The sequence below is a fragment of the Streptomyces sp. NPDC033178 genome, assembly GCF_055577685.1.
In genome coordinates, this window is record NZ_JBVIPT010000005.1 from 478,791 (window position 1) to 502,579 (window position 23,789).

At 70.5% G+C, this 23,789-nt stretch carries 22 protein-coding genes; 13 read left to right on the forward strand and 9 right to left on the reverse strand.

Going from position 1 to position 23,789, the window contains the following annotated elements; all coding sequences use genetic code 11:
• The first annotated feature begins 13 nt into the window (after positions 1-13).
• From ACZ5VQ_RS15755 to ACZ5VQ_RS15780, 6 genes are all read left to right on the forward strand, one after another.
• Positions 14-1,300: an amidohydrolase family protein gene (locus ACZ5VQ_RS15755; protein WP_469105342.1), complete on the forward strand. Its 1,287-nt coding sequence runs from the start codon at positions 14-16 to the stop codon at positions 1,298-1,300.
• Complete coding sequence (locus tag ACZ5VQ_RS15760) at positions 1,297-2,571, forward strand: amidohydrolase family protein (RefSeq protein WP_469105343.1); 1,275 nt, start codon at positions 1,297-1,299, stop codon at positions 2,569-2,571. The genes ACZ5VQ_RS15755 and ACZ5VQ_RS15760 overlap by 4 nt, the downstream gene beginning before the upstream one ends.
• 25 nt (positions 2,572-2,596) lie before the next feature.
• The gene (locus ACZ5VQ_RS15765; protein WP_469105344.1) at positions 2,597-3,307 is read left to right on the forward strand and encodes a VIT1/CCC1 transporter family protein; all 711 of its coding nucleotides are present in this window, start codon (positions 2,597-2,599) and stop codon (positions 3,305-3,307) included.
• 150 nt (positions 3,308-3,457) lie between these two features.
• Entirely contained in the window at positions 3,458-4,423 is a 966-nt protein-coding gene (locus ACZ5VQ_RS15770) for a sterol desaturase family protein (RefSeq protein ID WP_469105345.1), read from the forward strand.
• Positions 4,420-5,118, forward strand: a complete 699-nt coding sequence (locus ACZ5VQ_RS15775; protein WP_469105346.1) for a lysoplasmalogenase — start codon at positions 4,420-4,422, stop codon at positions 5,116-5,118. Before ACZ5VQ_RS15770 ends, ACZ5VQ_RS15775 begins: the two co-directional genes overlap by 4 nt.
• Positions 5,119-5,138: 20 nt before the next feature.
• The gene (locus ACZ5VQ_RS15780) at positions 5,139-6,182 is read left to right on the forward strand and encodes a zinc-dependent alcohol dehydrogenase family protein (RefSeq protein WP_469105347.1); all 1,044 of its coding nucleotides are present in this window, start codon (positions 5,139-5,141) and stop codon (positions 6,180-6,182) included.
• A gap of 33 nt (positions 6,183-6,215) precedes the next feature.
• Here ACZ5VQ_RS15780 and ACZ5VQ_RS15785 read toward each other — a convergent pair whose 3' ends face one another.
• The 4 genes from ACZ5VQ_RS15785 to ACZ5VQ_RS15800 all read right to left on the reverse strand — a co-directional run bounded on the left by ACZ5VQ_RS15785 (position 6,216) and on the right by ACZ5VQ_RS15800 (position 12,158).
• The gene (locus ACZ5VQ_RS15785; RefSeq protein WP_469105348.1) at positions 6,216-7,238 is read right to left on the reverse strand and encodes a CopD family protein; all 1,023 of its coding nucleotides are present in this window, start codon (positions 7,236-7,238) and stop codon (positions 6,216-6,218) included.
• Positions 7,239-7,358: 120 nt separating this feature from the next.
• The gene (locus tag ACZ5VQ_RS15790; protein WP_469105349.1) at positions 7,359-8,858 is read right to left on the reverse strand and encodes a CoA transferase; all 1,500 of its coding nucleotides are present in this window, start codon (positions 8,856-8,858) and stop codon (positions 7,359-7,361) included.
• Positions 8,859-9,024: 166 nt separating this feature from the next.
• Entirely contained in the window at positions 9,025-10,569 is a 1,545-nt protein-coding gene (locus ACZ5VQ_RS15795) for a S8 family peptidase (RefSeq protein ID WP_469105350.1), read from the reverse strand.
• A 62-nt stretch (positions 10,570-10,631) separates the two neighbouring features.
• Positions 10,632-12,158: a S8 family peptidase gene (locus ACZ5VQ_RS15800; protein WP_469105351.1), complete on the reverse strand. Its 1,527-nt coding sequence runs from the start codon at positions 12,156-12,158 to the stop codon at positions 10,632-10,634.
• Between the two features lie 395 nt (positions 12,159-12,553).
• Between ACZ5VQ_RS15800 and ACZ5VQ_RS15805 the strand changes: the two genes are divergently transcribed.
• The 3 genes from ACZ5VQ_RS15805 to moaA all read left to right on the forward strand — a co-directional run bounded on the left by ACZ5VQ_RS15805 (position 12,554) and on the right by moaA (position 15,718).
• Entirely contained in the window at positions 12,554-12,910 is a 357-nt protein-coding gene (locus ACZ5VQ_RS15805) for a DUF485 domain-containing protein (protein WP_189840609.1), read from the forward strand.
• Complete coding sequence (locus ACZ5VQ_RS15810) at positions 12,907-14,550, forward strand: solute symporter family protein (RefSeq protein ID WP_469105352.1); 1,644 nt, start codon at positions 12,907-12,909, stop codon at positions 14,548-14,550. Before ACZ5VQ_RS15805 ends, ACZ5VQ_RS15810 begins: the two co-directional genes overlap by 4 nt.
• 178 nt (positions 14,551-14,728) lie before the next feature.
• Positions 14,729-15,718 (forward strand): GTP 3',8-cyclase MoaA, encoded by a 990-nt coding sequence (gene moaA / locus ACZ5VQ_RS15815; RefSeq protein WP_469105353.1) that lies wholly within the window; start codon positions 14,729-14,731, stop codon positions 15,716-15,718.
• 12 nt (positions 15,719-15,730) lie between these two features.
• On the opposite strand, the gene ACZ5VQ_RS15820 is transcribed toward moaA, so the two are convergent.
• A complete protein-coding gene (locus ACZ5VQ_RS15820) occupies positions 15,731-15,979 on the reverse strand; it encodes a hypothetical protein (protein WP_469105354.1) in 249 nt (82 codons plus the stop codon).
• A 262-nt stretch (positions 15,980-16,241) separates the two neighbouring features.
• Entirely contained in the window at positions 16,242-16,628 is a 387-nt protein-coding gene (locus ACZ5VQ_RS15825; protein WP_469105355.1) for a DUF3099 domain-containing protein, read from the reverse strand.
• 212 nt (positions 16,629-16,840) lie between these two features.
• Between ACZ5VQ_RS15825 and ACZ5VQ_RS15830 the strand changes: the two genes are divergently transcribed.
• Positions 16,841-17,116, forward strand: coding sequence for a GlsB/YeaQ/YmgE family stress response membrane protein (locus ACZ5VQ_RS15830; protein ID WP_362082161.1), 276 nt, complete (start codon positions 16,841-16,843; stop codon positions 17,114-17,116).
• Positions 17,117-17,170: 54 nt separating this feature from the next.
• Here the strand turns inward: ACZ5VQ_RS15830 and tyrS are convergent, their stop codons facing one another.
• The 3 genes from tyrS to ACZ5VQ_RS15845 form a co-directional block, all read right to left on the reverse strand.
• Positions 17,171-18,433: a tyrosine--tRNA ligase gene (gene tyrS, locus ACZ5VQ_RS15835; RefSeq protein WP_362082158.1), complete on the reverse strand. Its 1,263-nt coding sequence runs from the start codon at positions 18,431-18,433 to the stop codon at positions 17,171-17,173.
• An 88-nt stretch (positions 18,434-18,521) separates the two neighbouring features.
• A complete protein-coding gene (locus tag ACZ5VQ_RS15840; RefSeq protein ID WP_469105356.1) occupies positions 18,522-19,916 on the reverse strand; it encodes a metallopeptidase TldD-related protein in 1,395 nt (464 codons plus the stop codon).
• 82 nt (positions 19,917-19,998) lie between these two features.
• The gene (locus ACZ5VQ_RS15845; RefSeq protein ID WP_469105357.1) at positions 19,999-21,522 is read right to left on the reverse strand and encodes a TldD/PmbA family protein; all 1,524 of its coding nucleotides are present in this window, start codon (positions 21,520-21,522) and stop codon (positions 19,999-20,001) included.
• Between the two features lie 185 nt (positions 21,523-21,707).
• On the opposite strand from ACZ5VQ_RS15845, the gene fabG reads away from it, so the two are divergent.
• From fabG to ACZ5VQ_RS15860, 3 genes are all read left to right on the forward strand, one after another.
• Positions 21,708-22,412: a 3-oxoacyl-[acyl-carrier-protein] reductase gene (gene fabG, locus ACZ5VQ_RS15850; protein WP_469105358.1), complete on the forward strand. Its 705-nt coding sequence runs from the start codon at positions 21,708-21,710 to the stop codon at positions 22,410-22,412.
• Between the two features lie 5 nt (positions 22,413-22,417).
• Positions 22,418-23,185: an enoyl-ACP reductase FabI gene (fabI, locus tag ACZ5VQ_RS15855; protein ID WP_143636993.1), complete on the forward strand. Its 768-nt coding sequence runs from the start codon at positions 22,418-22,420 to the stop codon at positions 23,183-23,185.
• A gap of 214 nt (positions 23,186-23,399) precedes the next feature.
• Complete coding sequence (locus ACZ5VQ_RS15860; RefSeq protein WP_362082148.1) at positions 23,400-23,753, forward strand: hypothetical protein; 354 nt, start codon at positions 23,400-23,402, stop codon at positions 23,751-23,753.
• Positions 23,754-23,789: the final 36 nt, after the last annotated feature.

The window sequence follows — 23,789 nt, forward strand, 5'->3', positions numbered from 1 at the left end:
GAGGAGCCGCAACATGGCCTCTACGACAGAGCCCTACCTGATCATCTCCTCCGACTGCCACGCCGGGCTGCCCACCGAGGAGTACCGGCCCTATCTGGACGCCCGTTTCCACCGGGACTTCGACGAGTTCCTCGCGGGCCGCGACCGCCGCCGCGAGGAGATGACGCGGCTCGGCATCCGCAACGAGGCGTTCGCGAGTAAGTGGTTCCAGGACAACGAGGAGGGTCTGCGCGGCGGTTGGGACTCCGCGCAGCGGCTCAAGGAGCTGGACGGCGACGGCGTGGCGGCGGAGGTCGTCTTCCCCGACGCCGACGCGGTCGACAGCCAGACGGCCGCGCCCTTCGGGGTGGGCCTCGGCCTCTCCGGCGACCAGGACCCGGAGCTGGGCATGGCGGGCGCGCAGGCGCACAACCGCTGGCTGGCCGACTTCGTGGGCGAGAACCCCGAACGGCACTGCGGAGTCGCCCTGTTGCCCGTCACGGCCCCCACCGAGCGGGTCGTCGCCGAGGTGTACCGGGCCAAGGAGTCGGGCCTCGGCGCCCTGATGATCCCCTCCATGTGGGTCGACAAGGAGCCGTACCACGACCGCCGTTACGACCCCGTGTGGGCCGCGGCGGCGGAGTGCGCCATGCCGGTGCTGACGCACTCGGGGGCGGCACCCCGCCACGAGTACGGCGACCACCTCGGGATCTACGTGAGCGAGGTGACCTGGTGGCCGGCCAGGCCGCTGTGGTTCCTGCTCTGGTCCGGTGTCTTCGAGCGCCACCCGGGGCTCAGGTTCGGTGTGGCGGAGTCCGGTTGCTGGTGGCTGCCGAACCTCCTGTGGTTCATGGACCGCCTGTACCTGGGCGCGCACGGCGGCAAGAAGCTGTCCCCCTTCGCGGAGCTGACGCGTCCGCCGCACGAGTACCTGGACCGCCAGGTCTTCATCTGCGCGACCAACACCAAGCGGCGCGAACTCGCCCAGCGCTACGAGATCGGCGTCGACAACATCCTCTGGGGCAGCGACTTCCCGCACCCCGAGGGCACTTGGCCCGACACGCGCGCGTGGCTGTCGCGCACGTTCCACGACATCCCGGTGGCGGAGACGCGCCGCATGCTGGGCCTGGCGGCGGCCGAGGTCTTCGGCTTCGACACCGGGAAACTGGCCCCGCTCGCGCGGCGCATCGGCCCGACCCCGGCCGAACTCGGCCAGTCCGAGGACCAGTCGGCCGTCGAGGCGTCCTGGGCGCGCTCCCGCGAGGTGGGCCGGCACTGGCTGACGGACCACGACTTCCCGGTCCTGGGGGTGGCTCCGTGAACGCGAGCCCCGTGAACGCGAACGCCGTGGGCGGGAACCTCGTAAGTGACGACCGCTACACCGTCATCTCGGCCGACTGTCACGCGGGAGCCGATCTCCTCGACTACAGGCCGTACTTGGCGGCTCGGTTCCACGAGGAGTTCGACGCCTGGGCGGCCACGTACGTCAATCCGTACGAGGACCTGATGGCCGACACCGCCGACAAGAACTGGAACTCGGAGCGGCGGCTCGCGGAGCTGGAGCAGGACGGGATCGTCGCCGAGGTCGTCTTCCCGAACACCATCCCGCCGTTCTTCCCCTCGGGTTCGCTGATGGCGCCCGCGCCGACGGCCGAGGAGTTCGAGCGGCGCTGGGCGGGGCTGCGGGCCCACAACCGCTGGCTGGCTGACTTCTGCGCGGCCGCCCCGGGCCGGCGGGCGGGTGTCTTCCAGATCCTCCTGAACGACGTCGAGGAGGCGGTGAAGGAGATCAGGTGGGCGGTCGGCGCGGGACTGCGGGGCGGCCTGCTGCTGCCCGGTACGCCACCGGGCAGCGGGCTGCCCGAGCTCTACTCGTCGGCGTACGACCCGATCTGGACGGTCTGCGAGGAACTGGGCGTGCCCGTGAACCACCACGCGGGCTCGGCCTCCCCGCCGCTCGGCGACGAGCCCGCCGCCCGGGCCGTCTTCATGGTGGAGACGACGTGGTTCTCGCACCGCGCGCTCTGGCACCTGATCTTCGGAGGCGCCTTCCGCCGCCATCCCGGCCTGAAACTCGTGCTGACCGAGCAGGGTTCTGGCTGGATACCCGGGGTGCTCGACATGCTGGACTACTACCACGGGCGGCTGGTCGCGGCGGCGACGAAGGCGTCCACGGCCGAGTCCAAGTTCGGCGCCGGGCTCGCCGCCTCGATGGGCAAGGGCCCCTCGGAGGTCTGGCGGGACAACTGCTTCGTCGGCGCCAGCTTCATGCGCCCGCACGAGGTGCCGCTCCGCGACCGCATCGGCCTCGACAAGATCATGTGGGGCAGCGACTACCCGCACGACGAGGGCACGTACCCGTACTCCCGCGAGGGACTGCGGATCGCGTACGCGGGCCTCTCGCGCGAGGAGATCGCGGCGATGGTCGGAGGCAACGCGGCCCGTGTGTACGGCTTTGACCTCGACCTCCTCGACCCCATCGCGGCGAAGGCCGGCCCGACGGCACAGGAGATCGCCGAACCACTGGGGGAGCCTCCGGCCGACGCGACGAGTCCGGTCTTCGCGCGGGGAGGGTCGGTACGGGTCTGGTGACGTCCCGGGTGCGATGCTCCCGCATGTGACGGAACAGACGCATGACGAGGCCCACGGCGGGGCGCTGGGCGAGCGGCTGAACTGGCTGCGGGCGGCCGTTCTCGGTGCCAACGACGGCATCGTGTCCACCGCGGGCCTCGTCGTCGGCGTGGCCGGCGCGACGGACGCCCGCTCGGCCCTGCTGACGGCCGGACTCGCGGGTCTCCTCGCCGGCTCCATGTCGATGGCCGCGGGGGAGTACGTGTCCGTCTCCACCCAGCGGGACTCGGAGAAGGCCGCCATCGCCGAGGAGAGGCGGGAGCTGCGGGACCAGCCGGAGGCGGAACTGGAGGAACTCACCGAGCTGCTGGAGGACCGGGGTCTTTCGCGGGACGTGGCCCTGGAGGCGGCACAGCAGCTCACCGAACGGGACGCGCTGAGGGCCCACGCGCGCGTGGAGCTCGGCATCGACCCGGACGAACTGGCGAACCCGTGGCACGCGGCCTGGGCGAGCTTCCTGGCGTTCACCGCCGGGGCACTGCTTCCGCTGCTGGCGATGGTGCTGCCTCCCGCCGGCTGGCGCCTGGCGGTCACCGTGGTCTCGGTGCTCGCCGCCCTCGTCCTGACCGGCTGGACCAGCGCCCGCCTGGGCGCCGCGGACCCGGGCCGGGCGGTGCTGCGGAACGTGGCGGGCGGGGCGTTGGCCATGGCGGTCACGTATGGGGCGGGCGCGCTGCTGGGGGCGGCCGGGGTGTGACGGTCACGACCTGGCGTCGAGGCGCTCGCGCGGTGGGCCGAGCCACTCGGCCCCTTGGCGGAGATCACCAAGAAGCAAGCGCATACCGCCGGTAATACTTGTGGGTAACAACGTCTAGCCGCGGTCCACCAGCGGTTCTACGGTGCTTGCATGCCGAACCTGCCCGATGTCGTGCTGTGGTCGATACCTGCGTTTGTGCTGCTCACCGTGATCGAGGTGGTGAGTGTCCGGATCCATCCGGACGACGATGCCGCGGGGTACGAGACGAAGGACGCCGCCACGAGTGTCGGCATGGGTCTGGGGAGTCTGGCCTTCGACCTTCTGTGGAAGATCCCGATCGTCGCCGTCTACACGGCGATATATGAGCTGACACCACTGCGGGTGCCGGTCCTGTGGTGGACCGTGCCACTGATGTTGCTGGCGCAGGACTTCTTCTACTACTGGTCGCACCGCGGGCACCACGTGATCCGGATCCTCTGGGCCTGTCATGTCGTGCACCACTCCAGCCGGAAGTTCAACCTCACCACCGCGCTGCGCCAGCCCTGGACGACGTGGACCGTGTGGCCGTTCTACGTGCCGCTCATCGTGCTCGGCGTCCATCCGGCCGCGCTCGCGTTCTGCTCGTCGGTGAACCTCGTGTACCAGTTCTGGATCCACACCGAGCGCATCGACAAGCTGCCCCGGGCCTTCGAGTTCGTGTTCAACACGCCCTCGCACCACCGCGTCCACCACGCCTCCCAGGGCGGCTACCTGGACCGTAACTTCGGCGGGATCCTGATCGTCTGGGACCGGCTCTTCGGGTCGTTCGTCCCGGAGACCGAGCGGCCGGTGTACGGGCTGACCAAGAACATCGACACGTACAACCCGATCCGGGTCGCCACCCACGAGTACGCCGCCATAGCCAGGGACCTGCGGGCCGCGGCGAGTTGGCGGGAGCGGGCCGGGCGGATGTTCGGTGGGCCGGGGTGGCAGCCGGCGCCGTCGCCCGCGGCCGCTTCGGAGCGGGCCACCTCTTCGGACAGGGCCGTCACGTCCCAGCAGCAGCCCCTCACGTCTCACGAGGAGCCCCTCACGTCCCAGGAGAAGCCCGTCACGGAGCCGGAGCCCGCCGCGTGAACGCGCGCCACGCGCGCGTGCTGCTCGTCGTCCTCGGCCTGGTGACGGTCGTGGATCTCGTCTCCCTGGCCGCCGGGTACGAGACCGGCCACACGGCGGCCAAGCCCCTCCTGATGCCCCTGCTCGCCCTCTACGCGCGCGTGTGCGGCGGACCCCGGCTCCTCGTCGCCGCGCTGCTCTTCGGATGGGGTGGAGACGTCCTGCTCCTCTTCGACGCCGAGTCGGCCTTCCTCGCCGGGATGGCGTCCTTCGCGGCGGGCCATGTCTGCTACCTGCTGCTCTTCCGGCAGGCCACCGCACTCGCCGGGAAACGGCCTGCACGCGCGCGTGGCACCTGGCCGACGGCAGCCGCGTACGCCCTCGCCCTCGTCACCACCGTCGCCCTCCTGTGGCCCGGTCTCCCCGCCGACCTCCGCGTCCCCGTCGCCGGCTACAGCCTGCTGCTGACCGCGATGGCGTACGGGGCCGCACGGCTCGGGCTTCTCGCGGGCGTCGGCGGTGCGTTGTTCATGCTTTCGGACACCCTCATCGCGACCGGCGTCGCCGACTGGCCACAGCTTCCGCGGCCCGACCTCTGGATCATGATCACGTACATCGCGGCACAGTATCTGCTGGCCAGAGGGGTACTGAGGGCTGTCGGCGCGCAGCCGGCACCCCCGGCGACGTACCGTGAGAGGCGCACCCTCACCACCTGAGCAGGAAGCAGGATCCAGCCATGCGCGCCACCACCATCCACGCCCCGTTCGACATGCGTGTGGAGGACGTGCCCGACCCGGTGGTGCGGAATCCGGGCGACGCCGTGGTGCGGGTGCTGCGCTCCTGCATCTGCGGCAGCGACCTGTGGGCGTACCGGGGCGAGTCGGCGCGGCAGTCGGGTCAGCGGATCGGGCACGAGTTCCTCGGGATCGTCGAGGAGACCGGTGCGGAGGTGAGCGGGGTCAGGCGCGGTGACCTCGTGGTCGCGCCCTTCATGTGGTCCGACGGGGTGTGCGACCACTGCCGCGAAGGGCTCACCACGTCCTGCGAGCACGGCGGGTTCTGGGGATCCGTCGGGTCCGACGGCGGGCAGGGCGAGGCCGTGCGCGTCCCGTTCGCCGACGGCACGCTCGTCGCACTGCCCGCCGAGGCCGCCTCCGACGACCATCTGCTGGCCGCCCTCCTGACGCTCTCCGACGTCATGGGGACCGGCCACCACGCGGCCCTCGGCGCGGGCGCCCGCGCGGGAGCCACGGTCGCCGTCGTCGGTGACGGCGCCGTCGGCCTGTGCGCCGTGCTGGCGGCCAAGCGGCTCGGTGCCGACCGGATCATCGCGCTGGGCCGCCACGAGGCCCGTACGGACATCGCACGGCGTTTCGGAGCCACCGACGTCGTCGCCGAGCGCGGGGACGCGGCCGTCGAGGCGGTACGCGAACTCACCCGCGGCCACGGCGCGCACGCCGTCGTCGAGGCCGTCGGGACGGAGCAGTCCATGCGGACGGCCGTGAACATCACCCGTGACGGCGGTGCGATCGGTTTCGTCGGCGTTCCGCACGGCAGTGGTACCGGCCTCGACCTGAGCGTCATGTTCGACCGGAACATCGCCCTGCGCGGCGGGGTCGCGCCCGTCCGCACGTACATCCCGGAGCTGCTGCCCGACGTCCTCGACGGGACCATCGACCCGTCGCCCGTCTTCGACCTGACCGTCGGTCTGGAAGGCGTGCCGGACGGCTACAAGGCGATGGACGAGCGCACCGCGCTCAAGGTCATGGTCGCCAACTGACCGCCGACCGACCCACCCGGCCGACCGCGGAGGTCACCAGCGGATCGGCACCGGCACCGCCGTGAGCACCGCCGAGACCGCGACCACCACGCCCAGGACCACGACCTCCGCGCGCGCGGGGGAGTAGGCGGTGAGCGGGTCGGCCGCCCGGTGCAGCCGGTGGCGGGCCCACAGGGCGAGGACGGCGACGGCGACCACGAGGAGCACCTTGGCGAGCAGGGTGCGCCCGTACGCCGTCGTCGTCAGCTGCTCCAGGACCGTGCCGGGCGGCATCCGGCGCAGCGTGCTGCACACGCCCGTCGCGGTGATCGCGGCGAGCAGAACGGCCGCCACGCGCGCGTAGAGGCCCAACAACGCGACGCCCTCCCCGGGGGCCGTGTTCCGCCAGCGGTGGAGCGTGCGCAGGACGTACAGCAGCCCGCCCGCCCACAGGGCCGCGCACGTCACATGAACGAGTGTCAGGCCCGAGCCGATCATCGGGCTCTGCTCCGTGGTGGGGTGGGCGCGCAGCGCCTCCGCGACGGCCACCGCCGCCAGCGGCCACACCTGGTTGCCCGGGCGGCGCGACAGGGCGCACAGGCCCATCACGACGAACGCGTTGACCTCCAGCAGCGCGAGCGCGCCGTCCCGGGTCTGGTACAGACCGCCGATGTCCATGTCGGAGAGACTGCGCGGCACCAGGTTGCCGGTGGCCACCACCGAGGCGAGACCGAGCGCGGCGACGAAACCGGCCCCGGCCGCGGCCGGGGCCCAGCTGCGGGGCGCGTCCTGCAGCGGCGCGCCCGGCACTCTGCGGGCCAGCCGGGCGACGAACAGCTCACCCGCCGAGACGCACACCGCGGCGAACAGGACCGTCCGCAGGAGTGCTATCCCGCGTATGCCGGGAGCGGAGGCCTCTCCTGTGCCGCGCAGCGCGGCGGGCGGCCCGAGGAACGGGATCAGCGCGGCCAGGGCCACCAGGACGAGGACGGCGACGGAACGCCGCACGACGGCCGCGCTCACCCGGGGCGCGCCCGCCTCGCCACCCGCGTCGGCAGTCGGTCTTATCGAACTCACCTCAAGATCTTCACCAGTCGTCCAGGTCCGGGCAAGTCCTGGCAAACAACTGGCGGAACGGGATTCCGCTCACGCACACGACATTCCGCCCATCCATACGTGCCCGACCGCCCTCCCGACTCAGACCCAGCGTGGCGAATCCGCACCCCAGGGCCCCGGCGGCCGCGACCAGTCGCTCGGCCCGCCCACGAAGGAGACCGGCGGCAGGGCGTACCGCAGCCGCCCGAGAGTGCTGTCCGCCTCCGCGAGCCAGGGCGCCGGATCGCCGTACGAGGCCTCGGCCGAGCGGGAATCGCTGGATGCAGGTGAGCCGGAATCGCCGGACGAACCCTCGGACGAGCCGGAATCGCCGTACGAGTCCTTACGCGAGCCGGAGGCGTCCGCCGTCGCCCCACCCCGCTCGGCCCCGGCCGTCAGCCAGGCCGCCGTCCGCGCCAACGCCGGCCGTATGAACCGTGTCCCGCCCCCGTCAAGCCCCTCCGTGACCGCGCGCAGCACCCCGGCCGCCAGCAGATACCCCGTGCCGTGGTCGAGGGCCTGCGCGGGCAGCGCGCCGGGCTTCTCCCCGGATCCCTCAAGGGCCGCGATGCCGGTGGCAACCTGCACCAGGCTGTCGAAGCCCCGCCGCCCGCCCCACGGCCCGTACGCTCCCCACGCCGACAACTGCCCCACCACGACCCCGGGCCGCCGCTCGGCCAGCGCCTCCGCGGAGAGCCCGAGCCGGTCCAGGGCGCCCGGGCGGTAACCGGTCACGACCACGTCCGCCGAGGCGAGCAGTTCCTCGAAGGCCTGCCGGTCGTGGCGGCCCGCCGTCAGGTCCAGCGTGGCGGACCGCTTCCCGAAGCCGGTGTCCGTGTGCTGGTCGGCGAGTTCGGGAAGCCCCGGCGGGTCGACGCGCAGGACGTCCGCGCCGAGCAGCGCGAGGGTCCGGGTCGCGACGGGCCCGGCGATGACACGGGTGAGGTCGAGCACGCGCAGCCCCGCGGCGGGCAACAACGGGTCGCCCGCGAGCGGCGGAAGGCTCCGCGAGCCGGCGGAGCCCAGTCGTCCGCGCTCGACGAGCGGCTGCCCCGCGACCGCCGCTCCCTGCTCGTGCCGTGCCCATTCCTCCGGTGTGCGCAGCGCGACGGCGAGGCCACCGGCCGCGTACACCGTGCTCTCCACCTCCACGGCCGACCGCTCCGCCAGGCACCCGGCCACGGCCTCCACCGAGGCGTCGTCCGGCAGCCCCAGGGCGCCCAGCAGTCGCGCCCGGTGGTGCGGATAGTTCGCATGCGTGCGCACCCACCCGTCCGCCGTACGCCAGAACCGCGACAGGGGCGCGAAGGTGACCGGCGCCCGCCCGTCGACGAGGAGATGCCGCTCGCTCACGAACGCCGTGGCGACGGCCCCGTCGTCGACGCGCACCTCCGGCACGTCGGCAAGCCCCGCCCGCCGCGCGCCCAGCTCGGCGGCGGCCAGCGCGCACGCCCCCACGCAGGCCCGCGCCAACTCCCGTACGGGCAGCCGTGCTTCCAGGGCGCCGGACCGTACGACGGTCGACAACCGTGGGACCAGCGCGGGATCCCCGCCCAGCGCGGTCCACGCGAATTCCGTGGCCGGTGCATCGGAATGCGTCATACAGGCACTATGCAGGGTGTACGCGATCAACATGGGACGCGGTGTCCGGCACGGGACGCGGTGCCCCCGGACGCGCGAGAGCCGGGCGGCCCGCAGGCCACCCGGCTCGACTTCCTGAGGGAAGCTCAACTCCCCTCAGGGAGGCGGTACTTCCCTCAGGGATGTGCTACTTCGTCACCGCGTCCAGCGCGTCGGCGGTGCCCCAGCCGTAGAAGCCGTTGTAGTTCTTCGGCCCCTCGCAGACCGCGTCGACCTTGCCGTCGCCGTCGATGTCGTACGGCTTGGTGCACGGCGTGGCGTCGGCCTCCGCGTACAGCAGGGCCTTCACCTTGGCCGCCGAGGCGTGCGGGTGCGTCGACTTGATGAGTGCGGCGACGCCCGCGACGTGCGGGGACGCCATCGACGTACCGGCCATGTAACCCCACGAGCCGCCCGGGAGCGGGCCGAGGATCAGGCCGCTGGTGGCAGGCGGGGCCGGGGTCTGGAAGCGTGTCGAGTCGCCGCCCGGGGCCGCGATGTCGATGACGCCCAGGCCGTGGTTGGAGAAGGACGACTTGATGCCCTTCGCACCGGTCGCCGCGACCGTGACGACACCCGGCAACTGGGTCGGGATGTCAAGGCATTCCGACGGGTCGATGACGCGCTCCGAAGGAGTCGAGTCGTTCGGCGAGACCGGGTCGGTGATCTCGTCCGCGGAGAGGTCGTAGTTCTCGTTACCCGCCGCCGCGACGTTGACCGTGCCCTTCTTCTCCGCGTACTTCGTCGCCCGGCTGATGGCCTCGACGAGCGCCTTCTGGTCCGGGTCGTTCTTGCAGTTGAAGTACCACGGGTCGGTGTAATAGCTGTTGTTCGTGACGTCCACGCCGTGCGTGGCCGCCCACATGAAGCCGCAGACGACGGCCTCCGTGTAGAAGAAGCCGGCGGTCGTGGAGACCTTGATGCCGGAGACCTTCACGCCCGGCGCGACACCCGTGACACCGACGCCGTTCTTGGCGGCCGCGATCTCGCCCGCGACATGCGTGCCGTGCGGGCTCTCGGCGGCGCTCGGCCGCCAGGCCCCGTCGGTCGTGTCCGGCTTGCCCGACACGCAGTTGACCGACGCGTCGCGGTCGAAGTTCGGCGCGATGTCGGGGTGCGTGTCGTCGACGCCGGTGTCGATCACGGCGACGGTGACCTTCTTGCTGCCGAGCGTCTTCTCGTGCGCCTTGTCCGCCTTGATGGCGGGCAGATCCCACTGCAGCGGCTCCAGCGGGTCCTGCCCGGCCGCCGCCTCGACGTCCGCGACCTGCTCCGAGGTGAGCACCTTGGGGGTGCCGACGTCGGTCGTGGACTGCGCGGGCAGCGGCGCCGTGCGCGTCGAGCCCGCCGATTCCACTCCGCGCACCTTGCGGATGGTCTTGGCGAAGTCGGCGTTCGACGAGTGGACGACGATCACGCCGATCCTGTCGTACGACGTCACGATCGTGCCGCCGGCCCGGGCGATGGCCTTCTTCACCTGGGAGGAAGGACCGTGCCCGGCGCGGACGTTGACGACGTAGCTCAGCGGGGTGGCCTCCGCCGAGATCTTCGCCGCCGCGTCGGCGACACCGGCCGTGTCGGGCGCCGGGGCAGCCGAGGCACTGACGTTCGGCAGGAAGGCGAGAGCCGTCGCCAGGGCCATTCCCAGCGGGATGGCTATGACGCGGCGGGAGCGCGTCTGAGGCGCTGTCATGCTGTCTCCAGTTCGTTTCGCGAGTACGTGCGGGCCGTGCGGGAAGTCCCGGGAAACGCGGGCTACTTGACCGCCTTCAGCGCGTTCACGATGCCGAAGCCGTAGAAGCCGTTGACACGCTTGCCGCCCTCACAGTTGGCGTCCTGCGTGCCGTTGCCGTCCTGGTCGTACGAGTCCGGGCAGCCCGGGTTGTCCGCCTGGGCCTTCAGCAGCGCCTGCAGTTGGGCGGGGCTCGCCCACGGGTGCTCGGACTTCAGCAGCGCGGCGACACCCGCGGCGTGCGGCGAGGCCATCGAGGTGCCCTGCAGGAAGCCGTACTGGTTGTTCGGCATCGTGGAGAGGATGCGGCCGTTCTTCGACGGGGTGTCCGGGATCTGGTAGAGCCGGTCACCACCGGGCGCGGCGATGTCGATGACACCCTTGCCGTACGTCGAGTAGTACGACTTGAGGTTCTGCACGCCCGTCGCGCTCACCGTCACGATGCCCGGCAGCTGGGTCGGTACGTCGAAGCACTCGTGCGGGTCGATCGTGCGCGTGACCGGGGTCGAGTCGTCGGGGCTCGTGTCGTCGACGATCGCGTCCGAGTCCAGGTCGTGGTTGGAGTTGCCGGCCGACGCGAGGTGCAGGGTGCCCTTCTTCGTGGCGTACTGCTGGGCCCGGTTGACCGCGTCGACGATCGCCTTCTGGTCGGGGTCGTCCATGCAGTTGTAGAGCCACGGGTCCACGTAGTAGCTGTTGTTCGTGATCTCCACGCCGTGGTCGGCGGCGAACACGAAGGCGCAGACGACGCTCTCCGGGTAGAAGAGTCCGTTGTCCGGGTCGCTGACCTTGATGCCGGAGACCTTCACGCCGGGCGCGACACCGGCCACACCGATGCCGTTGCGGGCGGCCGCGATCTCACCGGCGACATGCGTGCCGTGGTAGTCCTCGGCGGTGTACGGACGCCAGGCGCCCTCACTCGTGTCGGCCACGCCGCCCACGCAGTTGGCGGACTGCTTGGCGGAGAAGTTCGGGGCCAGGTCCGGGTGTGTGTCGTCGACACCCGTGTCGATCACGGCGACGGTGACCTTCTTGCTGCCCGGGTTGATCTTGGCGGCCTTGTCGGCGCCTATCGCGCGCAGGTCCCACTGGTCGGCCTCAAGGGGCTCGCTCTCCGGGGTGGCCGCGGCCTTCACCTTGGTGGCCTCGGCGGCCGACAGATAGTCGGCGGCGCCCTCGTCCGTCGTCCCCGCCGCGGTCAGCGGCGTCGTGCGCGTGGCACCGGCGGACTGCACCCCGCGCGCGGTGCGTATCTGCGGGCCGAACTCCGGGTTGGCGGAGTGGACGACTATGACGCCGATCCTGTCGTACGTGGTGACGACCGTGCCGCCGGCCTTGGCTATTGCCTTCTTCACCGACTCGATCGTGCGGCGGTCGGTCTTCGTGTTGACCACGTACGCGAGGTTCGGGCCGTCCGCCGCCGTGGCGGCGGGAGCCGACTGCGGGGCAGCCGCCGTGGCAACGCCCGGAATGAAGCCGAGCGAGGCGGTGAGGGACAGCACAACGGGCACGGCGAGGGCGAGACGGCGTCTGGAACGCAGATGAGCCATGGGATCTCCACATCATCCGGAAACGGAACCGGCCCGAACACAGGTGGTGCCCGGGCAGGTACATGACGGGGTGGTGCAGGCCCGAAGCTATCTCCCGTCGTCCCTGGCCAGCAATGACTTACGGGGATGTCTTCCGAAACGTCGGCCACGACTTCCGAAAGAAGTGACCGGAGTTGAACCGCTCCTCACGCGGCTCCGTGACGTTGAGCAGGGAGCACGAGCACGATCGAGCCCCCTGTCGGATCACGCCCAGGGCACCTAACATCGCCACCCGGCCCACGTGATCCACATCACCGTGAGGTCAGAAATCAGCCATGTCCGTACCCAGCCCGTCCCCCGATCCCCAAAGACCCCCGTCCAACGTCGCAACCGCACCCGCAACGCGAGGAGACTCCGTGGCCACCGACGCACCGCCCCCCTCGAAGGCCGAACCTCATCTCCCCACCACCGAGGAGTTCGTAGAGGTACAGGAGAGCGCCGAGTTCGGTGAACTGCGCCGCGCCCACCGCTCCTTCGCCTTCCCGCTGACCATCGGCTTCATCAGCTGGTACCTGCTGTACGTCCTGCTGTCGATCTACGCGGACGACTTCATGGGCACCAAGCTCTTCGGCAACATCAACGTCGCCTTCGTCCTGGGCCTCGCCCAGTTCCTCACCACGTTCCTCATCGCCTGGTGGTACGAGCGGCACTCCTCCCGCCAGCTCGACCCCAAGGCCGAAGCGATCAAGTCCCGGATGGAGGGCGGCGCATGAGCCCCGCGATCACTCAGGTCCAGCTCGCGCAGGCGCAGCTCGCGGCGGGGGAGGCCAGCGAGCACCGGCCGCTGATCATCTCCCTGTTCGCGGTCTTCGTCGTCGCCACCCTCGTCATCACCGTCTGGGCGGGCCGGCAGACCAAGGACGCCGCCGACTTCTACGCGGGCGGCCGTCAGTTCAGCGCCTTCCAGAACGGCCTCGCGGTCTCCGGCGACTACATGTCCGCCGCCTCGTTCCTCGGCATCGCCGGCGCCATCGCCCTCTTCGGGTACGACGGCTTCCTGTACTCCATCGGCTTCCTGGTCGCCTGGCTGGTGGCGCTGCTCCTGGTCGCCGAGCCACTGCGCAACTCCGGCCGGTACACGATGGGCGACGTCCTCGCGTACCGCATGCGCCAGCGCCCGGTGCGTACGGCGGCCGGCACCTCCACGATCGTCGTCTCGATCTTCTACCTGCTGGCCCAGATGGCGGGCGCGGGCGTCCTGGTCTCGCTGCTGCTCGGCATCACCAGCGACGCCGGGAAGGTCGGCATCGTCGCCCTGGTCGGCGTCCTGATGATCGTGTACGTCACCATCGGCGGCATGAAGGGCACCACCTGGGTCCAGATGGTCAAGGCCGTGCTGCTCATCAGCGGCACCCTGCTCATCACCTTCCTGGTGCTGCTCAAGTTCGACTTCAACATCTCCGACCTGCTCGGCAAGGCGGCCGAGAACAGCGGCGGCGGCGCGGCCTTCCTGGAGCCGGGCCTGAAGTACGGCCTCACCACCACGTCCAGCATCGACTTCATCTCGCTGGGCATCGCCCTGGTGCTGGGCACCGCGGGCCTGCCGCACATCCTGATCCGCTTCTACACGGTGCCCAACGCCAAGGCCGCGCGTAAGTCCGTGAACTGGGCGATCGGCATCATCGGCGGCTTCTACCTGATGACCATCGCGCTCGGCTTCGGCGCGGCGGCCCTCATCTCCAAGGAAGAGATCGTCGCGTCCAACCCCGCGGGCAACACGGCCGCGCCGCTGCTGGCCCTGCATCTGGGCGGCGTCGACTCGGCCTGGGGCGCGATCCTGCTCGCCACGATCTCCGCGGTGGCCTTCGCCACGATCCTCGCGGTGGTCGCCGGTCTGACCCTGGCCTCGTCCTCGTCGTTCGCCCACGACATCTACGCGAACGTCATCAGGAAGGGCAAGGCCACCGAGAAGGAGGAGATCAACGCCGCCCGGTACGCGACCATCGGTATCGGTGTCGTCTCCATCGGCCTCGGCGCCCTGGCCCGTGACCTCAACGTCGCCGGTCTGGTCGCCCTCGCCTTCGCGGTCGCGGCCTCCGCCAACCTGCCGACGATCCTCTACAGCCTCTTCTGGAAGCGGTTCACCACCCAGGGCGCGCTGTGGTCGATCTACGGAGGCCTCACCACGGCGGTCGGCCTGGTGCTGTTCTCGCCGGTCGTCTCGGGCAAGGCCACCTCGATGTTCCCGGACGTCGACTTCCACTGGTTCCCGCTGGAGAACCCGGGCATCATCTCCATCCCGGCCGGCTTCCTGCTCGGCTGGCTCGGCACGGTCCTGTCCAAGGAGGAGCCGGACACCGGCAAGTACGCCGAACTGGAGGTCCGCTCCCTCACCGGTACCGGAGCGCACTGACCGTCCCGCCCGGCGGCCGCGTCGTAGATCCCTACGACGCGGCCGCGGTGCGTCTCGTGGGATCAGGGCCCGACTCGTTGTCGGTCCCGTCACGTAGGCTCGCTGGTATCGGATCGACTGATCGACCGGATGTCTCTGCCGAGGTCCGTACGGAAAGAGCTAGAGGGAGGGGGCCCACGTGCTCATCGACACCTACGGCCGAGTGGCCACCGATCTGCGTGTCTCGCTGACCGACCGGTGCAACCTCCGGTGCACGTACTGCATGCCCGAGGAGGGCCTGCAGTGGCTGGCCAAGCCCGACCTGCTCTCGGACGACGAGATAGTCCGCCTCATCGACATAGCCGTCACCCGGCTGGGCATCACCGAGGTCCGCTTCACCGGTGGCGAGCCCCTGCTGCGCCCCGGCCTCGTCGGCATAGTGGAGCGCGTGGCGGCGCTCGATCCCCGCCCCCAGATGTCCCTGACGACGAACGGCATCGGTCTCAAGCGCACCGCGACCGCGCTGAAGGCGGCCGGCCTGGATCGGGTCAACGTCTCGCTGGACACCCTCCGCCCCGATGTCTTCAAGACCCTCACCCGCCGTGACCGCCACAAGGACGTCATCGAGGGCCTCGAAGCCGCCCGCGCCGCGGAGCTGACCCCGGTCAAGGTCAATTCCGTCCTGATGCCGGGACTGAACGAGAATGAGGCGCCCGACCTGCTCGCCTGGGCCGTGGAGCACGACTACGAACTGCGGTTCATCGAGCAGATGCCCCTCGACGCCCAGCACGGCTGGAAGCGCGACGGCATGGTCACCGCCGGTGACATCCTCGCCTCACTGCGTACGCGCTTCGAGCTCACCGAGGAGGGGTCCGAGGAGCGGGGTTCGGCACCCGCCGAGCGGTGGGTCGTGGACGGGGGGCCGCACCGCGTCGGAGTGATCGCCTCCGTGACGCGCCCGTTCTGCTCGGCCTGCGACCGTACGCGGCTGACGGCCGACGGCCAGGTCCGCACCTGCCTGTTCGCGCGCGAGGAGACCGACCTGCGGGCCGCGCTGCGCTCGGACGCGCCGGACGAGGAGATAGCCCGTATCTGGCGGCTCGCCATGTGGGGCAAGAAGGCGGGGGCGGGCCTGGACGACCCGACGTTCGTCCAGCCGGACCGGCCGATGTCGGCGATCGGGGGCTGACCGCTCAGCCCTCTAAGGGGACTCCGGGGACTCCCAGTCCTCCAGGAGCACGACGTCCTTCAGGAAGCCCCGTACGCCCAGGAACTGGGACAGGTGCTCCCGGTGTTCCTCGCACGCGAGCCAGGTCTTGCGGCGCTCCGGCGTGTGCAGTTTGGGGTTGTTCCAGGCGAGGACCCAGACCGCGTCGGCCCGGCAGCCCTTCGCCGAACAGATGGGGGAGGAGGGCGAGGACGGGTCGGAGCCGGGAACGTTCAGAATCACGCCTCGACCCTACGTGAGAGGTGTCGGCCGACCGCTCCGGGTGCTGTCGAGGGGGCCGCGAACCCGGCTCCACAAAAGGCGACGCCGAGCAGCCACGGGGGGAGCTGCCCGGCGTCGGTCTGTCGCTCCGACGGGGGATGCGGAGCGCGTACGAAGTATGTCACGGGTAACCCGCTGCCCGGCACCGGAACAACATGATTGATCTGAGCTTTTCTTGAGCTTGGTACGGTCCTGAACTACGGCCCCGAAGGATCGCTCGTGGTCAGGTCCGCTCGTGCGGCTCGTCCCGCAGGCGGGCGCCCGCATCGGTCACGAGGTCTTCCGGGACGGATTCCGCGGCGTCGCCCGCACGGGGCGCCGCGAGCATCGGACGGGTCGGCGCGGTCACGAACGTGGACGGCAGCGAGGGCGCGTTCTCCCGGCCCGCGTTGGCGATCACCACGGCGACGTAGGGGAGCAGGATGCCGAGCGCCAGGGCAACGACGGCGACGTGCCGTTCGACGTTCCAGAGGGTGGCCGCGAGGATCACCGAGAGCGTGCGGACGGACATCGAGATGATGTAGCGGCGCTGCCTGCCACGCACATCGTCGGCGAGGCCCTGCCTGGCTCCGGTGATCCGGAAGACCTCGACCTCGCTCTGCTTCCGCATCACGTTCCACCACCCGCCTGTGTCGGACGCTCCCCTGGCCCGTACAGCCTCCACGTTACGCCGCGGCTGCGTCGCCCACGAGACCGGGGCAGGTCCGGTTTCGGCGGGGGAGCGCTGCGCCGTACCGCGTATGGCGGTGCCCGACATGCGCCGTATGGCGGACAGGCCGAGACTGGGCGTAATGCTCACGTAGAGCCGTATAGGAGGCAGCCATGGGCTGGTTGTGGGCGATCATCGTGGGATTCGTGCTTGGCCTGCTGGCCAAGGCGATCATTCCGGGCAAGCAGCACAGCCCGCTCTGGCTCACCACGATCTTCGGGATCATCGGCGCGATCGTCGGCAACGCGATCGCCCGCGGCTTCGGCATCGACGAGACCCGCGGCATCGACTGGGGCCGCCACGCTCTCCAACTCGGCGCCGCGATCGTCATCGTCTTCCTCGGCGACATGCTCTACACAGCAATGCGAGGCAACAAACAGAGAGCCTGAACGTACGGGGAGGAGGGCGGGGATCCACCAGGGTCCCCGCCCCTCCATTTGTCCCTAGCGGAGCTCAACGGCGGCGAGGTTCTTCTTGCCCCGCCGCAGTACCAGCCACCGCCCGTGCAACAGATCCTCCTTGCCGGGAACGGCGTCCTCGGAGGCCACCTTCACGTTGTTCACGTAGGCACCCCCCTCCTTCACCGTCCGCCGCGCGGCGGACTTGCTGGCCACCAGGCCCACCTCGGCGAAGAGGTCCACCACCGGACCGAGCTCGGCGACCTGGATGTGCGGCACCTCGGAGAGCGCCGCACTCAGCGTCGCCGCGTCGAGGTCACCCAGCTCACCCTGGCCGAACAGCGCCCGCGACGCGGCGACAACGGCGGCCGTCTGCTCGCCGCCGTGTACCAGCGTCGTCAGCTCCTCGGCGAGGGCGCGCTGCGCGGCCCGGGCCTGAGGACGCTCCTCGGTGAGCTTCTCCAGCTCCTCGATCTCCTCGTGGGACCTGAAGCTGAAGATGCGCAGGAACTTGGAGACGTCCCGGTCGTCCGCGTTCAGCCAGAACTGGTAGAACGCGTACGGCGTCGTCATCTCCGGGTCCAGCCAGATGGTGCCGGACTCCGTCTTGCCGAACTTCGTGCCGTCCGCCTTGGTGATCAGCGGCGTGCCCAGCGCGTGCACCACGGCCTGCGGATCCACCCGGTGGATCAGGTCGGTGCCCGAGGTGAGGTTGCCCCACTGGTCGCTGCCGCCGGTCTGCAGCGTGCAGCCGTACCTCCGGTAGAGCTCCAGGAAGTCCATGCCCTGCAGGATCTGGTAGCTGAACTCCGTGTAGCTGATGCCCGCGTCGGAGTTGAGCCGCCGGGAGACGGCCTCCTTCGCGATCATCTTGTTGACCCGGAAGTGCTTGCCCACATCACGCAGGAACTCGATGGCCGACAGGCCCTGGGTCCAGTCCAGGTTGTTGACCATCACCGCGGCGTTCGGACCCTCGAAGTCCAGCAGCGGCTGGATCTGGGCGCGCAGCCGCTCGACCCACTGGGCCACCACGTCCGGCGCGTTCAGCGTGCGCTCCGAGTTCGGCTTCGGGTCGCCGATCAGGCCCGTGGCGCCCCCGACCAGGCCCAGCGGGCGGTTGCCCGCCTGCTGGATCCGGCGCATCGTGAGGATCTGCACGAGGTTGCCGAGGTGCAGGCTGGGCGCGGTCGGGTCGAAGCCGCAATAGAACGTGACGGGACCGTCCGCGAACGCCTTGCGCAATGCGTCCTCGTCAGTGGAGAGGGCGAGCAGCCCGCGCCACTTCAGCTCGTCGACGATGTCCGTCACGGTTCTCGTGTCTCCTTGGATGATCTTCAGGCAGTCGGGGATGGTCTTCGGGCAGCCGGGATGGCAGCCGACTGCGAGGCTATCGAGGTTATACGCCCTGACTGACAGAGCTCATATTGAAGTCGGGCACCCGCAGGGCAGGCATCGCGGCCCTGGTGAACCAGTCGCTCCACTCGCGCGGCAGCGTCTTCTCCGTGCGCCCGGCCTCGGTCGCCCGCCCCAGCAGGTCCACCGGCGACTCGTTGAACCGGAAGTTGTTCACCTCGCCGACGACCTGGCCGTTCTCGACGAGGTACACGCCGTCCCGGGTCAGCCCGGTCAGCAGCAGCGTCGCCGGATCGACCTCCCGGATGTACCAGAGGCAGGTCAGCAGCAGGCCCCTCTCGGTCGCGGCGACCATGTCCTCCAGGGACTTGTCCTCGCCGCCGTCGAGGATGATGTTGCCGATGCCGGGGGCCACCGGGAGACCGGTCAGGCCGGCGCTGTGCCGGGTGCTCGTCAGATGCCTCAGCTCGCCCTCGTGGACCCACTCCGTGGGCCGCAGCGGCAGCCCGTTGTCGAAGACGGAGGCGTCGTCGCCGGAGGAGTGCGTGAGCACGAAGGGCGCGGACTCCAGGCCCGGCTCGTTCGGGTCGCTGCGCAGGGTCAGCGGCAGGTCGGTGAGCTTCTCACCGACGCGCGTTCCGCCGCCGGGCTTGCTGAACACCGTCCGGCCCTCGGCCGCGTCCCGGGCCGCCGCCGACCACATCTGGTAGATCAGCAGGTCCGCGACCGCGGTCGGCGGCAGCAGCGTCTCGTACCGGCCGGCGGGCAGCTCGACGCGCCGCTCGGCCCAGCCCAGCCGCGTGGCCAGCTCCGCGTCGAGCGCCGCCGGGTCCACGTCCTTGAAGTCCCGCGTGGAGCGGCCGGCCCACGCCGAGCGCGTACGGTCCGGCGACTTGGCGTTCAACTCCAGCGTCCCGTTGGGCTGGTCGTGCCGCAGGCGCAGACCCGTGGACGTACCGAGATAGCTGGAGACGAGCTCGTGGTTGGCGAAGCCGTACAGCTCGCGGCCGCCCGCACGCGCGCGTGCGAACGATTCGCCGAGGGCCGGGGCGAAGTCCGCGAAGACCGCCGACGAGGTCTCGGCGGGCGCGTCCGTGAAGTCGGGGGACGTGGGCACGCCCTCGACGAGCGGCTGCGCGTCCTCCGCCGGACCCGCACCGCGCGCCGCCGCCTCGGCGGCCCGCACCAGCGGCTCCAGCTCGTCCGCGGTCACGGCCGCACGCGAGACGACCCCGGATGCCGTGCCCTCACGGCCGTCGACGGTCGCGACGACGGTCAGCGTGCGCCCGCGCGTCACGCCGTTCGTGGTCAGCGCGTTGCCCGCCCAGCGCAGGTTCGCCGTCGAGTGCTCGTCGGCGATGACGACACAGCCGTCGGCCCGGGACAGTTCGAGTGCACGCTCGACGATCTCGTGCGGCTTGTTCGTCCGAGGGCTCATCGACCGGCCTCCTGCGTGGTGTTGAGACTGTGCTTTCCCGGGGAGTAACCCCCGGACCCCCAGCCGATTCCAGTGCTGACGCTCATCGACCGGCCTCCTGGGTCGTGTTGAGGATGTTGACGCCCTTGAAGAGGGCCGACGGGCAGCCGTGCGAGACCGCCGCGACCTGGCCCGGCTGGGCCTTGCCGCAGTTGAAGGCACCGCCCAGGACGTAGGTTTGCGGGCCGCCGACCGACGCCATCGAGCCCCAGAAGTCCGTGGTCGTCGCCTGGTAGGCCACGTCCCGCAGCTGACCGGTGATCCGCCCGTTCTCGATCCTGAAGAACCGCTGGCCGGTGAACTGGAAGTTGTAGCGCTGCATGTCGATCGACCACGACCGGTCGCCGACGACGTAGATCCCGCGGTCGACGCTCCCGATCAGATCCTCCGTGGACATCCCGGCGGGATCGGGCTGCAGCGACACGTTCGCCATGCGCTGTACGGGCACATGGCCCGGGGAGTCGGCGTACGCGCACCCGTTGGACCGCTCGAAGCCGGTCAGCTTCGCGATCCTGCGGTCCAGTTGGTAGCCGACGAGCGTCCCGTCCTTCACCAGGTCCCAGGACTGCCCGGCCACGCCCTCGTCGTCGTACCCGATCGTCGCGAGCCCGTGCTCGGCGGTGCGGTCCCCGGTGACGTTCATCAGCTCGGAGCCGTACCGCAGCTTGCCCAGCTGGTCGAAGGTGGCGAAGGAGGTCCCGGCGTACGCCGCCTCGTAACCGAGCGCGCGGTCCAGCTCGGTGGCGTGGCCGATGGACTCGTGGATGGTCAGCCACAGGTTGGACGGGTCGACGACCAGGTCGTACACCCCCGCCTCGACGCTCGGCGCCCGCATCTTCTCGGCGAGCAGCTCCGGGATCCGCGCGAGCTCCGACTCCCAGTCCCAGCCGGTGCCCGTGAGGTACTCCCAGCCGCGCCCGACGGGCGGCGCGATCGTGCGCATCGAGTCGAACTCGCCGCTCGACTCGTCGACGGCGACGGCGGTCAGCTGGGGGTGCAGCCGGACCCGCTGCTGCGTCGTCACCGTCCCCGCCGTGTCCGCGTAGAACTTGTTCTCGTGCACCGTCAGCAGCGAGGCGTCCACATGACTGACGCCGTCCGCCGCGAGCAGCCGCGCGCTCCACTCGGCGAGCAGCCCGGACTTCTCCTCGTCCGGCACGGAGAAGGGATCGATCTCGTACGAGGAGATCCAGGTCTTCTCCGCGTGCACCGGCTCGTCCGCGAGCTCCACGCGCTCGTCCGAACCCGCCGCCTTGATCACCTGGGCCGACAGCTTCGCCATCGCCACGGCCTGCGACGCCACCTTCGCGGCGCTGTCCATCGTCAGGTCCACACCGGACGCGAACCCCCAGGTCCCGCCGTGCACCACACGCACCGCGTAGCCCAGATCCGTGGTGTCCGAGGACCCGGCGGGCTTCGCGTCCCGCAGCCGCCAGGCCGCGCTGCGCACCCGCTCGAACCGGAAGTCCGCGTGGTCGGCGCCCAGCGCCCTGGCCCGCGCCAGCGCCGCGTCGGCCAGGGCCCTCAGCGGCAGTGCCGTGAAGGCTTCGTCGATGGAATGAGGCACGGAGGTCTCCCTGCTGTCGTCGCCTGTCGGTCCGATCATGTCGCGCGGGCGCGCCGGGGGCCACAACTTTCTGTAGGGATCCGACAGCGAGTCCGGTACGTCACTGTCGGCGCCCGATTCTCCGTACGGGGGACGGTGCCGATAGGTTTTCGAGGTACCAGACCGGCTATCGAAAGGGTGATCCGTTGAGCCGCTCGGTTCTCGTCACCGGAGGAAACCGGGGCATCGGCCTCGCCATCGCCCGCGCTTTCGCCGACGCGGGCGACAAGGTCGCGATCACGTACCGCTCGGGCGAGCCCCCGGAGGGTTTCCTCGCCGTCAAGTGCGACATCACCGACAGCGAGCAGGTGGATCAGGCCTACAAGGAGATCGAGGCCGAGCACGGCCCGGTCGAGGTGCTCGTGGCCAACGCCGGCGTCACCAAGGACCAGCTGCTGATGCGGATGTCCGAGGACGACTTCACCTCCGTCCTGGACACCAACCTGACGGGCGCCTTCCGGGTCGTGAAGCGCGCCAACCGCGCCATGCTGCGCGCCAGGAAGGGCCGTGTCGTCCTGATCTCGTCGGTCGTCGGGCTGTACGGCGGTCCGGGCCAGGCCAACTACGCCGCCTCCAAGGCCGGCCTCGTCGGCTTCGCGCGCTCGCTCGCCCGTGAGCTGGGCTCGCGCAACATCACCTTCAACGTCGTCGCGCCCGGCTTCGTCGACACCGACATGACCAAGGTGCTCACCGACGAGCAGCGCGAGGGCATCGTGAAGCAGGTGCCGCTCGGCCGGTACGCGAAGCCCGAGGAGATCGCCGCAACGGTGCGGTTCCTCGCCTCGGACGACGCCTCGTACATCACTGGAGCCGTCATCCCCGTAGACGGCGGACTGGGAATGGGTCACTGATCACCATGAGTGGAATTCTCGAGGGCAAGCGCGTCCTGATCACCGGTGTGCTGATGGAGTCCTCCATCGCCTTCCACGCCGCGAAGCTGGCCCAGGAGCAGGGCGCCGAGATCATCCTGACCGCGTTCCCGCGGCCCACGCTGACCGAGCGCATCGCCAGGAAGCTTCCCAAGCCCACCAAGGTCATTGAGCTCGACGTCAGCAACGACGAGCACCTGGCGCGGCTGGCCGACCTGGTCGCCGAGGAGCTGGGCGGCCTGGACGGCGTCGTGCACTCCATCGGCTTCGCCCCGCAGGACGCCCTCGGCGGCAACTTCCTCAACACGCCGTTCGAGTCCGTGGCCACCGCCATGCACGTCTCGGCGTTCTCCCTGAAGTCGCTGACCATGGCCTGTCTGCCGCTGATGCAGAACGGCGGCTCGGTCGTCGGCCTCACCTTCGACGCGCAGTACGCCTGGCCGCAGTACGACTGGATGGGCCCGGCCAAGGCCGCCCTGGAGGCCACCAGCCGCTACATGGCGCGTGACCTGGGCAAGCAGAACATCCGCTGCAACCTCATCTCCGCGGGCCCCATCGGTTCCATGGCCGCCAAGTCCATCCCGGGCTTCAGCGACCTGGCCGCCGTGTGGGACAGCCGTTCGCCCCTGGAGTGGGACCTCAAGGACCCCGACCCGGCCGGCCGCGGCATCGTCGCCCTGCTCAGCGACTGGTTCCCGAAGACCACCGGCGAGATCATCCACGTCGACGGCGGTCTGCACGCGATCGGCGCGTAAGCGTTTACGCGAGCGTTTGCGTACCTGCCTTCGCACGGCTCTTCGCACGGCTCTTCGCACGGCTTCGACGCCCCGTTTCCCGCATCGCGCGGGGAGCGGGGCGTCACCCGTTCGGCCCTACCGGCCGGGCGTGCGGACCGGTAACTGCGCACCCTGGAGTAGGAGTTCCCCCCTCCCGAGATGCCCTCCCGAGCCCCGCCGAGGAGGTCCCTTTGTGCGCCTGTCCCAGCGCTTCGCCCCGCTGCTCGCTGCCCTGACCCTCCTGCTCGCGCTGCCCTGCGGCGCCGCCTCGCACACCACGAAAACAGCGCCCCACGCGCGCGTGCCCGTGGAAGAGAGGCCCTTCGGGGCGGCGTGCCGGACCGCCGTCGACGGTTCGTATGTGACGGCGTACTGCCACAACCCGTACCCGGAGCCCGATCACGTCCGTCTGCACATCGAGTGCGACCCGTGGTGGGACATCGACTCCGACGGCGCCTCGGTCGAGGCCGGACCCGCGCAGACCGTACGGCTGACCGGCCGCTGCTGGAAGGAAGTCCGCTCGGCGTGGGTCAGCCACCAGCGATGACGACGGGCCTCGTCATGCGGCGCTGACGGCAGATTT